The sequence below is a fragment of the Cuniculiplasma divulgatum genome (assembly GCA_031200235.1).
In the GTDB taxonomy this organism is placed as follows: Archaea; Thermoplasmatota; Thermoplasmata; order Thermoplasmatales; family Thermoplasmataceae; genus UBA509.
Window position 1 is genome coordinate 879,510 of the sequence record CP133595.1, and the last position, 13,134, is coordinate 892,643.

General features: G+C 46.2%; 12 protein-coding genes. 9 read left to right on the forward strand and 3 right to left on the reverse strand.

Features of this window, described 5'->3' with window-relative positions:
• Nucleotides 1-42: 42 nt before the first annotated feature.
• Complete coding sequence (locus RE469_04685; protein WMT45495.1) at nucleotides 43-1,335, forward strand: MFS transporter; 1,293 nt, start codon at nucleotides 43-45, stop codon at nucleotides 1,333-1,335.
• A gap of 148 nt (nucleotides 1,336-1,483) precedes the next feature.
• On the opposite strand, the gene RE469_04690 is transcribed toward RE469_04685, so the two are convergent.
• A complete protein-coding gene (locus tag RE469_04690; GenBank protein ID WMT45496.1) occupies nucleotides 1,484-2,332 on the reverse strand; it encodes an SDR family oxidoreductase in 849 nt (282 codons plus the stop codon).
• Nucleotides 2,333-2,451: 119 nt separating this feature from the next.
• Here RE469_04690 and glyA point away from each other — a divergent pair, with 119 nt between their 5' ends.
• Genes glyA through gcvT form a run of 3 tightly spaced genes read left to right on the forward strand, consistent with a single transcriptional unit; the run spans nucleotide 2,452 to nucleotide 5,455 of the window.
• On the forward strand, nucleotides 2,452-3,735 hold the full coding sequence (gene glyA, locus RE469_04695) for a serine hydroxymethyltransferase (protein WMT45497.1): 1,284 nt from the start codon (nucleotides 2,452-2,454) through the stop codon (nucleotides 3,733-3,735).
• A 5-nt stretch (nucleotides 3,736-3,740) separates the two neighbouring features.
• A complete protein-coding gene (gene pdxT, locus RE469_04700) occupies nucleotides 3,741-4,349 on the forward strand; it encodes a pyridoxal 5'-phosphate synthase glutaminase subunit PdxT (GenBank protein ID WMT45498.1) in 609 nt (202 codons plus the stop codon).
• Between the two features lie 8 nt (nucleotides 4,350-4,357).
• The gene (gcvT, locus tag RE469_04705) at nucleotides 4,358-5,455 is read left to right on the forward strand and encodes a glycine cleavage system aminomethyltransferase GcvT (GenBank protein ID WMT45499.1); all 1,098 of its coding nucleotides are present in this window, start codon (nucleotides 4,358-4,360) and stop codon (nucleotides 5,453-5,455) included.
• 19 nt (nucleotides 5,456-5,474) lie between these two features.
• On the opposite strand, the gene RE469_04710 is transcribed toward gcvT, so the two are convergent.
• On the reverse strand, nucleotides 5,475-5,768 hold the full coding sequence (locus tag RE469_04710) for a TA0938 family protein (protein WMT45500.1): 294 nt from the start codon (nucleotides 5,766-5,768) through the stop codon (nucleotides 5,475-5,477).
• On the reverse strand, nucleotides 5,749-6,645 hold the full coding sequence (locus RE469_04715; GenBank protein ID WMT45501.1) for a C2H2 type zinc finger domain-containing protein: 897 nt from the start codon (nucleotides 6,643-6,645) through the stop codon (nucleotides 5,749-5,751). The genes RE469_04710 and RE469_04715 overlap by 20 nt, the downstream gene beginning before the upstream one ends.
• 281 nt (nucleotides 6,646-6,926) lie before the next feature.
• Here RE469_04715 and RE469_04720 point away from each other — a divergent pair, with 281 nt between their 5' ends.
• The 5 genes from RE469_04720 to RE469_04740 all read left to right on the forward strand — a co-directional run bounded on the left by RE469_04720 (nucleotide 6,927) and on the right by RE469_04740 (nucleotide 13,103).
• The gene (locus RE469_04720) at nucleotides 6,927-7,589 is read left to right on the forward strand and encodes a DUF3834 domain-containing protein (GenBank protein ID WMT45502.1); all 663 of its coding nucleotides are present in this window, start codon (nucleotides 6,927-6,929) and stop codon (nucleotides 7,587-7,589) included.
• A gap of 7 nt (nucleotides 7,590-7,596) precedes the next feature.
• On the forward strand, nucleotides 7,597-8,790 hold the full coding sequence (locus RE469_04725) for an MFS transporter (GenBank protein WMT45503.1): 1,194 nt from the start codon (nucleotides 7,597-7,599) through the stop codon (nucleotides 8,788-8,790).
• A 75-nt stretch (nucleotides 8,791-8,865) separates the two neighbouring features.
• Nucleotides 8,866-9,873, forward strand: coding sequence for a 4-hydroxythreonine-4-phosphate dehydrogenase PdxA (pdxA, locus tag RE469_04730; protein WMT45504.1), 1,008 nt, complete (start codon nucleotides 8,866-8,868; stop codon nucleotides 9,871-9,873).
• Between the two features lie 135 nt (nucleotides 9,874-10,008).
• Nucleotides 10,009-11,559 (forward strand): hypothetical protein, encoded by a 1,551-nt coding sequence (locus RE469_04735; protein ID WMT45505.1) that lies wholly within the window; start codon nucleotides 10,009-10,011, stop codon nucleotides 11,557-11,559.
• A complete protein-coding gene (locus tag RE469_04740) occupies nucleotides 11,556-13,103 on the forward strand; it encodes a hypothetical protein (GenBank protein ID WMT45506.1) in 1,548 nt (515 codons plus the stop codon). Before RE469_04735 ends, RE469_04740 begins: the two co-directional genes overlap by 4 nt.
• Nucleotides 13,104-13,134 lie beyond the last annotated feature (31 nt).

The window sequence follows — 13,134 nt, forward strand, 5'->3', positions numbered from 1 at the left end:
ATGATGACAATAATTTTATACATTAAGCGTTTAGCTTTTAGAATGGCTGAAACAATTCCAGCAAAAAGTTCATGGAAAGGAGTAAACTGGAAAATATTCTATACATCATGGGGAGGGTGGACCCTTGACGGTTTCACGGCGTTCATTTACGCATTCGTGAACGTGGTTACCACGGAGTATCTGCTCAAGGCGACGGGAATCAGCCTCTCCTACAAGGATTTTTTCCTTGAGGCGTTCTTCGCGGTCTTCCTTCTTGGATGGGGTGCATCTGTAATTTTTGGTCCGTTGTCAGATAAATACGGCAGAGTGAAGACACTGGCAATCAGCGTGATACTGTTCGCTGTTGGTTCAATATTGAGCGGCATAGCCACAAATGCCTACGAGTTCATGGTGTTCAGGTTCATAGTGGGGCTTGGAATAGGTTCAGTATGGTTCACCGGCGGGAACGCCGTGGCCGAGGCCTTTCCTGAAAACAGGAGAGTGATGGGTGCTGGTATGTTCCATACCGGATACTACTTTGGATTCTTCTTCGCTGCCATAGCATATCTTGTACTATTCCCATACATCGGATTCAGGGGGCTCCTGATGCTGGGTGCCCTTCCGGTGGTATTTGTAGCCTACCTAGGATTCAGGACCAGGGAACCTGAGAGATGGGAAAAGGTACAAAAAACAGCCGATATTTCAGCCAAAAAGTCCTTTCTGTCAGCTTTCGGCAAGGAGTACAGGAGAACAACCATAGCGGGATCCATAGTTCTCATTGCGGTAATTGTGGGTCTCTACGGAGGAACTGTGTACGTGCCTGACGTGACAACAAACATAATTTCGAGGATTCCTCATCTGGCTTATCCCACAATAGACCTTGTTGCCGCTGCAGGTGCCGAAGTATCTTTGTTCACAGTCATAGGCTGCCTCATAATGCCATTCCTTGCCGAAAAACTTGGCAGGCGCACAACGGAGATAACGTTCCTGGTGCTCATGGCCATAAGCGTTTTTCTGATCTATGATGTTGTATACTACACTGGATCGCTTCTTGAAATGTTCCTTGCTGTCCCATTGCTTGGGCTGGGTGGGGCTGATTTTGCAGTATTCACTCTCTGGCTTCCGGAACTTTACCCAACAGAATTCAGGGGATCAGGGTTTGCATTTGTCACATCAATGGGCAGATTCTTTGCTGCAGCTGTAATATTCGGCATTGGAGCTCTTGCCCTAGTTGTAGGATTCGGGCATGCCGTGGCATATACAGCTATTGGTTTCATAGTGGTTATACCGCTTGTATTCCTCATGAAGGAAACCAGGGGAAAGGGTCTCAAGGAAGATATAAACATAGAAAAGTGATCCGGGAACAGCCTGTGCGTGGGTTGTCCATGCCATTTTTTATAACATCCAGAGTATGGCAGCGAACTCTATGGAATGCTGACTTTCCCGGTGATATGGTTCATTTTTTATGGCTTTAACTGAAATCCTTTGCCCTTCCGTTTTCCAGCTAAGACTTTTTCGATGATATTTCCCTGATTAGTTTCCACTGTTCACCAGTCAGGTCAAGAAGGTTGTTGAATTCACCTGCTCCCTTCAGCCATTCTCCGCCATCAATTGTAACTACCTCGCCATTGATGAAACCTGCCTCATCGGAAACCAGGAATGAGGCCAGGTTCGCGATTTCCTCCATATTTCCCACTCTTCCCATGGGAACACGCTCGGTCAGAAGTTTCTCAACTTCGGGAAGCGGAAACAGATTCTTCCTGGTGGCCTCGGTGGGGAAAGGGCCTGGAGCTATTGCAACGTGCCTTATTCCATATTTCGCCCATTCAACGGCCAGTGACCTGACTGTTGCAAGTACACCTGCCTTGGCAGCAGCTGACGGGACGACGAAGCCGGATCCGGTCCATGCATACGATGTGACTATGTCCAGAACAACCCCGTGGCTGCCTGAACTGATCCAGCGCTTTCCAAGGTCAAGGGTCATGTAGAGTGTACCGTGCAGAACGATGCCCAGTACAGCATCAACAGCATGCGGGGAGAGGTTTTCCGTTGGGGATACAAAATTTCCTGCAGCATTGTTGACAAGGATATCTATGTGCGAGAATTTCTGCATGAAATAGTCCACAGACTCCTTTATTTCGGCTGGGTTCCGCACGTCACATCTGTGGTATTCGGCACTTGTTCCTGATTTCCTGAGTTCCTCTACGGCCTTTTCCAGAACGTTCTCTCTGCGTCCGATGATGCATATGGATGCCCCCAGGCTTCCAAATCTTTTGGACATCTCTAAGCCTATTCCTGTTCCTCCTCCGGTGACAAGAGCAACCTTGCCCTTCAGCAGATCCTTCTCAAACATGTTATCATCAATGCTAAACACTAATTGAATTTCTCCATTTCCCTGCTGCTGAACATAAATTATGTGTCACAGCATAATTTCTTATTGTGAAAAGGACTACTCAACTGCGAAGTGTAATCATGAGTGCGCTTGAAGATGCCTTGGAACTCAGGAAACTGGCGATGGAACATCAGAAGTTTTTCAGGGAGAGCATTCCCCTGATTGCTTCAGAGAACATAATGAGCCCGCTGGCCATGGAAATGCTCACAACAGATCTTGGTTTCAGGTACGCTGAAGGGCTGCCTCATCACAGGTACTACCAGGGAAACTTCTATGTGGATCAGATAGAGGATAAGGTTATTGACCTATCCAACAGGGTTTTCAATGTAAAGCAGAGCGACCCTCGCCCTGTATCGGGAACCAATGCCAATATGTCGGTCATTTATGGGCTTCTGAAGCCCGGCGACAAGATCGCCACCCCTGATCTTTCCGGAGGGGGGCACATAAGTGCCGCAAAATTCGGGGCCGTTGGGCTTCGCGGACTCAACACTGTCAATTATCCCTATGATCCGGAAACAATGAGTGTTCTCCCGGACGAGGCTTCAAAGCTCATAATAAGGGAAAAACCAAAGGTTTGCCTCTTTGGCCAGTCTGTGTTCCTGTTTCCGGCTCCCCTGAGGGAGATGGCTGATGCTTTCCAGGAAGCAGGCTGCACAGTGTGGTATGATGGTGCCCATGTGCTTGGACTGATTGCTGGCAGGCGGTTCCAGGACCCCATCCGAGAGGGTGCACATGTAATTACGGGAAGCACACATAAGACCCTGCCTGGGCCTCAGCATGGGATAATTCTTGGAAACACAGAGGACGACAAGTGGAAGGGCATCCAGAGGGGTGTTTTTCCTGGAACATTGAGCAACCACCATCTCAATGCCATGGCTGCACTGGGTGTAACCCTGGCGGAAACCCTTGAGTTTGGTGAAGATTATGCCAGACAGATCATTAAGAATGCCAGGGCTATGGCCTCTGAACTCAGTGAGAACGGCATTAATGTGCTTGGGGAAGCAAGAGGTTTCACGGAATCACACACCTTCATAATGAATGTCAGTAAATTTGGGGGAGGCAAGCTTGTGGCAGAGAACCTTGAGAAATCCGGCATAGTTGCAAACAAGAACCTGCTGCCTGAAGACAATAACAGGAATTCGCAGAATCCAAGTGGTATACGTGTCGGGGCACAGGAAATAACCAGGATTGGCTTCAGGGAATCAGATGCCAGGACGGTTGCAAGAAGCATGGCTGAGGTAATTAAAAAGGGGCAGTCGGACAGGGTGAAATCTGAGATGAAGGAACTGAAGGAAAGTTTCACTCAGGTTAAATACTGCTTCGGGAACCTGAAACCGTATGAATACATTGAACTCTACAGGTGATGTTATTGCCTGAAAAAATAGGAGTGGTGGGATTCCAGGGAGATGTTTCAGAACATATTGACGTCCTCAACTCAATCAGGAAAAGAGGTGGAATCGATGTTGAGGCTGTTGAGGTCAGGAAACCGGAGAAGCTGGACGGTGTTTCAGGCATAATAATACCGGGTGGAGAGAGCACTACAATATACAAGCTCACTCAGAACTACGGCATCTATGGCAGGATAAAGGCCATGGCAAATGACGGTGTGCCTGTGATGGGGACATGCGCCGGCCTCATTCTCATTTCCAGGGAAACAAATGATGAGAGAGTGCCTGGAATGGGAATCCTTGACACAGAAATAAAAAGGAATGCCTACGGCAGGCAGATAAATTCATTCATTGAGAATATCAATATTGATGAAATAGGAGAGTTTCAGGCCGTATTCATTCGCGCTCCTGTAATATCATCACCGGGAAGAAGCAGGGTAATGGCCAGGAGAGGCGATGAGATAGTGATGGTAAGGCAGGAAAATATAATCGGTATGACGTTCCACCCTGAGCTCACAAGAGATACCAGAATACATGAATATTTCCTTGGCCTCATGGAGAGGGAGGGGTATATTTCCTCTGGAAGGTGAAAATGAGTATGTCAGAAAATAAGAGAACACCGCTGTATGAAGAGCATGTTAAGCTGAATGCGAAAATAATTGATTTTCATGGATGGGACATGCCGCTCCAGTACACAAAAATAATGGACGAGCACATGGCAGTGAGAAAGCACGCTGGAATATTCGACGTGTCACACATGGGTGATGTTGTTGTTCAGGGAAAAGATGCAGAGAAATTCCTGGACCACATGTTCCCTACAAAAATATCAGATCTTGAAAATGGCCATGCTGTTTATACAGCATTTCTCAATGAGAAGGGAAACATAATAGATGACACAATAGTCTACAGAATTTCAAATGACAAATTCTTCTTCGTGCCAAACGCTTCCATGATTGATACAATAGTATCATGGGTGAAGAAGAATTCCAGCGGCTACTCAGTCAATATATCAGACTATTCCAGTGATATTGCCTGTATAGCCCTTCAGGGTCCAGACAGTATTAAGGTTATGGCTTCACTTGGAATAAAGGATCCTGGATCATTCAGGTTTGAGGAAATGGATTCCGGGAAGCTGAAGTTTTCGGAAAATAAAATAACAGGAAGGAAATCTGCCATAATATCAGGAACTGGATACACAGGTGAACATGGCATAGAGATACTCTGCAACTCAAAAGATGCAGCTTCAGTATGGGAAACCGTCCTGAAAGAAGTGAAAGCAGTTGGAGGACTTCCTTGCGGGCTTGGAGCCAGGGATACACTGAGGATGGAAAAGGGGATGCTTCTCTCCGGAACTGATTTTCATGGAGACAGGAATCCTCATGAATGTGCCATCACATTCATTCTTACAAATGATGGTGAATTCATAGGAAAGGAGGGTTTATCAAATCCTGTCAGGGAGGTTTTCAGGGGATTCATCACGGATTCAAAGATCATCCCACGTGCAGGCAATGCAGTAATGAGTGGGGAAAACCATGTTGGAAATATCACCAGCGGAACCCTTTCACCTGTTCTGGACAGGGCAATAGCCCTTGGATTTATTGACAGAAAATTTGCCAAACCTGGCAGCTCGGTTATTATAAAGGTCAGGGACAGGGACCTCAATGCCATGGTATCCAGGCCGAAAATGGTTCCATAGGAAATACACCCCTCTCCCCCTATCTTTCCTGGAACGTGATGAATTTTCCGTCTGAATAGGTCCTGAAATAATAGCTGTACTTTCTGTCGCCATTTGTTGCAGTGCAATTCCTGCCCTTTGAGTAATTGCCTTGAAGATTGACATAGTCAATCTTCTCCCATCCGGTGTTTTCTTTAACCTTCCTTACCATCTCCTGGAAAATATCTGCGCATATGTTGCAGCAGAACAGCATGTTTTCACCGTCTATTTCACGCCAGTACTCTCCCCATGTGGCATTGCAGAGGGCACACCCCTCACTGTTGTTTGTCTTCAAGCATCATCCCCCTCTCAAGTCTCGCATTGAGATAGTCATCAAAGACTTCAATTGATTTAAGGAATACTGCCTGGCAGTCCTGAGTGTTCCTCATCTCCTTAGAATATTTTTCTATGAGGTCAAGAGCGGTTTCAGAATGTGAAACATCTGCATTGTAACCTTCTCCCAGAAAGTTTGCAGCCTCCTCTGTTATGCTGCCGTCCTTCAGGATCACCGGATCGAAATATCCCATGCTTGCTCCATACTCCCTGATATTCCTGCTTGCTACAAGCTCAAGGGAATGCATGGCTGCCATCCCTTCAACGAATGTGAAATCCCTGCTCATCATGCTCCATGCTTCAATGGCCCTTTTTGTGGCAGGAAGTGGCTCACTGCTGTATATTTCATCCCTGGAAACACCAAGAGATTCACCCATCCTGAGCAGGAGCTCGTGATGAGATGGTTTATTTTCGCCTGCACCGTACCATTCTGACACAATATTCTCAATCTCGAATGCCTGAACATCCTCCATGTCTGTATTGGATATTATTGAAGCGCAGCTTCTCACCCACTGCTTGAGGAAGTGATGATGTTCCATGGCGTATCCCTTCAGCACATATTCCTTTGGGTGCTGCATCTCCAGAATGAACATGTGAGGCGGATCCCCGTAAAATTTTCTCACAAAGTTAGAAATAATCCACTTTTTAAGGGAAGCTGTCCTGAAGAATTTTTCAAACTTCAGCTCCAGTTCATCCTGCCCAAACCGCTGCTTTCCAATATACCGGTTGAGCCACATTATATGGTCAGCATCGTTTTTCAGCTGGAGGGCATAGAAGTGGTCAGAAAGCCTTGCTATGGTATCGTTAAGCTGCACCATGCATACGGGGCATCGCGTCATTCTTTCCCAATGGTATCAGTACGGATATACTTTGCACTCAATACCCGTACCCGGAATGCTTTCTGGGATTCACTGATCCAATGGAAATGAATCCTAGCATATCCATTGCAGATGTAAAACTCACAATTGTAGGTAGCTTCCAGAAAAGAAGCACGCTGCTTTAATGATCCTTGGCCGGCAATCAATGTTTGTCCATCATTTGATTCTAATTATGCAATATATAATTCTATCTGACGTAAACTCATAGGTAAACTACTTATATATAAGTAAAATACTGTATAATGGAAAAAATAAATGTAATTGCAGCACCAGGTCCTGTATGCTATCCATTGATTGCAGCGCAGGATGAGAGATTCAACATAACGTTCCAGAAGGAAGGAGATGCACCTGTGATTCTGGATTCTTCAGTATCCATGGCGAAGAGAGGCCTGACACCAAATGTTTCACTCATAAGGGGACTCGCTGTGGCCTCACCAGGAATTGGAAAGAGGATTGGGATAATGAGGAGGGGAAGCTCCAATGAGATTCTTGTCAGAGCCATAATGCACCTGAAACAGGAGCAGGTTGATGTTGTTACAGTAGAGGACGCGGCATCAATTGAAAGCATGATGAAGGAAGGTACCATTGATTCTGCCATTGTCCCAGCACCTTTTGGAAAGGGCATATCCCTTGAAGCAATCCTGGAATCCCATGGAATCAGCACACCGGGAAGCTGCGTAGCAAAGGTTGACGATTCAGTCAGGAAACCATTTGTGGAGGCTTACAGCAACGGAATAGAAAAAATGAGGAAAGATCCGGAGGGAACAGCAAAATATGTTGCGTCAGTACTTCCCAGCAAAACGGACCCGAACTTCATCAAAAAGGCCATACTTGAGACTGACACCTCTGTGAAAGATACCCAGGAACACAGGGAATTCGCTGACCTTGTGAGAAGATTCAGCTGATGGTTAAATGAACAGCAGGCAGTCATTCCTTTTCACCGTAATTGTGATAATATCTGCTACCTTTGCGGTGAGAGCCAGCAACAACATGTTCATGACAACGCTCCCTCTCCTTGCAAGGTATAATTTTCATTTTTCAGAGTTCCTTGTTGGCCTCATATCCACGGCAGGAGCAACGGGAACATTCATCATGAGCGCCATGATCAACGCAAGGCTGACATCAACCAGGCGCAGATGGGTGTTCATTCTTTCATCATTCGCCTACATGGTTGTATTTCCCCTGTTCTATATATCATCGGCCATTGTCATCTGGCCCCTTGTCCTCATTGCAGGGTTCGTTCTTGGAGCCATAATGCCAAACATAATCACTTCTGCCAGCCTTTTCAGTGACAGGAAGGTGCGTGAAAGGATACTTTCACTGTACACATTAACCCTGAGCATATCCCTGGTTGCTGGTCCGGCCATAGAATCTGAAATACTGAGATTCTTCACTCTTGAACAGTCCTTCCTCTTCTTCTCGATCCTTCCCGCTGTTGTGTTCGTTTCAGCATTCGGTATAAAGTTCCCGGATGAGAAAGGTAAAAGGATCACCGGTGGGGCGGAGGTCATGGAAAATCATGGATTCAGGGCGGCCATATACAACATAATGACATACAACATTCCATTCGCACTCATACTGACATTCGGTGGAATATTCGCAAAGGAATATCTGAACGCATCCTATTCGCTGATAACACTGCTATTCAGCCTGTTCTTCCTGACCTCCTTTGCATCCAGGCTTGCGCTCACTCTCAGGCCCCCAAATAACCTCAGGGTACTCATGACCATATCGGTCATAATCACAGGTGCCGGTCTTGTTGTTCTCAGCATGTCAAGGGACATCCTGATATTTTCCATAAGCTTCCTCATTCTGGGTTTTCCTCATGGCTTCACCTACCCACTGTCCATAATATCCATATCGAGGAGCATAAGCCCTGAGAAGAGGAACATTGCAAACAGCTACTTCTTTTCCCTCATGATGCTTGTTGGCGCAGTAATGCCGTTTGTGTCCGGCATCCTGGTTGACACCCTGGGATTGAGATACGCCTTCATGTCAATCATACCGGTTGTTGTGGTCCTGTATGTTCTGCTCAGGGTGGAGCTTGGCAGGGAAAAGGCCATTAAAAGTGCAATGGAGGACGGGAACGCCAACAGGGCCGCATAATCAGCCAATTTTTAACACTCTGTGCTGTTGACTGCCATCAGATAATGTCTAATCCAACAACAGCATACATTTGCCATGAAGATCGCAGTCACAATGGGGGACCCTGCAGGCATAGGGCCGGAAATTGTTGCAAAGGCCGTTGTGAAGCTGAAATCCAGTGCAGATGATCTCGTTATAGTTGGAAACAGGAAAGTCTTCGCGGAAACCATGGAAAAACTGGGTTTAGACACCAATGTGCTCAGGAATCTTCATACTGTTGATATCCAATCCAGGGATATTGAAATTGGCAAGCCGTCGGAGATTTCAGGCAAGGTTGCCATTGAATCCATTGAAAAGGCCGTCGGGATGTGCCTGAATGGAACTGTACAGGGAATATGCACTGCACCCATAAGCAAGGAGGCCATAAAGATGGCCGGATCGCCCTACATAGATCATACTGAGATGCTGGGACATATGACATCAACAAAAAATGTGGTCACCATGTTTCAGACAGGAAAACTCAGGATAGTATTCGCAACCAAGCACCTTCCCCTAGCCCAGGCCATAAAGGAGATCAACAGCGATCTCATCACGAAATATATCTCACTTGCGGACATGTCGCTGAAGCTTCTTGGAATCAAGAGGCGGAAAATAGCAGTCGCAGCCCTGAATCCTCATGCCGGAGACGGCGGACTTCTTGGGATTGAAGAGATTCAGATGATTGGTCCTGCGGTTAAGTCTGCATCAGCAGATTTTGATGTATCGGGGCCTTATGCCGCTGATTCCGTTTTTTACCGTGCTTCTCTGGGTGAATTTGATGCGGTTGTCTCACTCTATCATGATCAGGGCCACATTGCAGCAAAGATGCTGGATTTCCATGGCACTGTGAGCATGAACCCTGGATTACCCTTCCTCAGGACATCAGTGGATCACGGCACGGCCTTCGATATTGCGGGAAGGGGAATCGCAAGGGAGGACAGCATGGTCTCCGCCATCAGGCTGGCTCTGGAAAAAGCAGAAGTCTACCGGAGAAATTATGAATATCTGTCCAGGAATGTTCAGGGTGGTAGTATTCCCGATACGGGCAGTGAACGTGTCAGGTAGAAACCTGAAAATTCTCGGTAATATTTAAATAAAATACACAGATTGAGTGTCAGTCAGATAGTATGTGGTCCAGAGGGATGGAGTTCCCCATGATTGTCTCCATGAGACTGATAACTCCTGAGGAGCAACTGATGATTGCAGAGGGTTGCGGCAGGAGTGAAGGTGATGGTTTTCAACAGTATTCTGTGGACAAAGGGCCAAACAGGTCATCTTGCAGAGGAAGATCCTGATTTCTTCGTTGATCTCAATATTGATCAGATCATAAACGGGATAACGGCGGCATATGGAGATTACGACCTGCGACCATTATTTGATACAATACCTGAAAGCATTGAAACTGTGAGATACAGGCAGGAGATTTTCAGAGACCTCCAGAACATGGAGACATTAGCAGCATTGAGAGATTATTCCACAAGAATGAAGAGCGTCAACAGGAGACTTTCCGGAATAGAAAAGCTCGCTGAATATCAGAAGCAGGGCTGGCATCTGGACGCCGCCCTGATGTACTTTGATGCAGTGCGGGATTTTGCAGCAAGACTGGAAAGCGCAGACCTTGATTCCCAGGGCCTGAGATCACTGAGGGACTATGTAAAAGAGTATGTGGATTCCCAAAGCTTCAGGGAAACTTCAGAGGAGGCAGGGCGTGTCAAAGCAGGTTTATCCTCAATCCGTTATGAGATGGCCATAGGATCGTCAAGGGTTACGGTAAGGAAAGACAGAGGCAGGGAGAACTACAATGAAATTGTGCATGACGCCTTCAGCAAATTCAGGGAAGTCAAAGAATCAGCAGGGAACCGGCAGCACTTGAACGATCCTTCCATGAACCATGTCGAAATCTCAGTTCTGGCACTGATTGCACGTCTGTTCTCGGAAGAGTTCAGGGCGCTCATGAGCTTCTATGAAAACCACACAGGTTTCATTGAACCTGTTATGGCACGCATATACAGGGAGTCACAATTCTACATCTCTTATCTGGAATACATAAAGCCTGTCAAAAATGCAGGACTGGAATTTTGCATACCCGAAATTGGAAAAGACAGGGACATTTATTGCATAATGTCATTCGATCTTGCTCTTGCGCACAAACTTTCATCATCAGGCTTGCCCGTGGTGGCAAACGATTTCAGATTATCCGAAAATGAAAACACTATTGTTGTGACCGGTCCCAACAACGGCGGAAAAACAACCTTCGCCAGATCATTTGGACAGGCGCACTTTTTGGCTGCACTTGGCCTCCCAATCCCTGGAAGGGAAGCAAGACTCTTTCTTGTGGATAATATATACACTCATTTCGAGAAATCTGAGGATCCAGAGAACCTAAGGGGAAAGCTGGAAGATGATCTTATGAGAATGCGTAGGATCCTGGAATCCGCCACTGAGAGGAGCATAATTATCATAAATGAAATGCTGAGTTCAACAACTTCAAAGGATGCAATTCAGATAGGAAGAAAAATTATTGACCTCATCAGGAAGAAGAATTCCGTATGTGTTTATGTGACATTTCTTGATGAATTTGCCCGCTTAAATGGTGTGGTCAGCATGGTGAGCCATGTTGATCCATCTATGCCTGAATTAAGAACATTCCGAGTCTTGAGAAGTGAACCAAATGGCCTTGCCTATGCTAGAGCCATAGCAGAGAAGTACGGGCTCACATATGAGAAGATTGTGGGGAGGATCAGAGAATGAGGGTGAACCTGCTTTTCAGGAATAGTGATCATTCGAACTTAGAAAGCATTCCATGGAACAACAAGGACCTGGAAAAGGATCTGGACCTTGAAACCATATTCAACGCAATGGCCCATAATGACAGCTATGTATTTGATGTATGCCAGAAAACAGTCCTGGGGAGCCTCAAAGATCGTGAAACCATAATGTACCGCCAGGAGGTAGCAAAGGATGCCATAGAAAACCAAGCACTGGTGAGAGATATATATGCAACAATTGTCAATGCTGTTGCTGAAGCCAGAAAACAGCATTTCTGGATAAGTCGATCAAATCCGGAATTTGTTCTCCACGAATCCATTTCTGTGCTGAAGATTTATCTTTCTGCTTTGACAAAGATCCGGGAAATTGGAAGATCAGCGCTGCCATCGCTTCATTCAGAAGGTTTCAGGCAGCTCTTCACCATGATAATCAATGAATTCGACGAAGAATACATAGATATGGTTTCCAAACACCTGGAAAACCTTCGTTTTCCCAGGGGAATATACGTTCGTGGCGAAATTGGGATGGGAAGCTCGCTTACTGGATATACATTGGTGGTGCCGGATATCAGGCCAGACAAACTTATGGAAAAGATCGTCCACATAAGGGAACCCCATTATACCTATACCCTTCCTGACCGTGACGAAAGTGGAGCCCAGGCACTTGCCGAGATGCGCACAAGAAGCATAATGGAAACATCCCACATAGTTAGCGAATCCGCAGAAAATGTCCTGTCTTTCATTGACAGGCTGAAAGAGGAAATGGCATTCTATCTGGGATGCATCAATCTGTGGAATGAACTGAAGTTCCTGGGTGCAAAAGCCTCATTTCCCGAGCCTGAAGACGATCACAGGAAGGGAACCGTGTACCGGGGCCTATATGATGTGGCGCTGACCCTCAGGACTGATCAGGCTGCTGTGGGAAACTCGCTTATTGCAGAGAACGACAGCATAATATTCATAACCGGCGCCAATAGAGGTGGGAAATCAACACTCCTCAGGGCCATTGGGCAGGCACAACTAATGATGCAGTGCGGGATGTTTGTTACCGCAGAATCATTTAGCACATACATAGCAAGTGCCATCATTACGCATTTCAAGAGAGAGGAGGATTCCAGTATGGCTATGGGAAAATTTGACGAGGAACTCAAGAGGATGAGCAAAATAATTGACAACATACATCCCGGAAGCAGACTGCTTTTCAACGAATCATTCTCGTCTACAAACGTGAGAGAAGGTTCTGAACTTGCCATGCAGATTATAAACGCTATGCTGGACAGAGGAATGAAGATCGTATTTGTAACACATTTCAACGAACTTGCAGAAGCATACATTGGAAATGTGCACAGACCAACCTTTCTCAGAGCAGAGAGGCTCGAGGATGGAACACGCACATTCAGGGTCATTCAGGCCGATCCAATTCCAACAAGCTTTGGGTATGACATTTTCCAGAAAATTTTCGGAGAAGGTGGTCAGATTCAAGCAGTCACGCCCTCAGAAAACCTCGTAGATGAGCATACGTCCTAGGGTAAGCAGCCATTAATCTTTACAGTGTTAG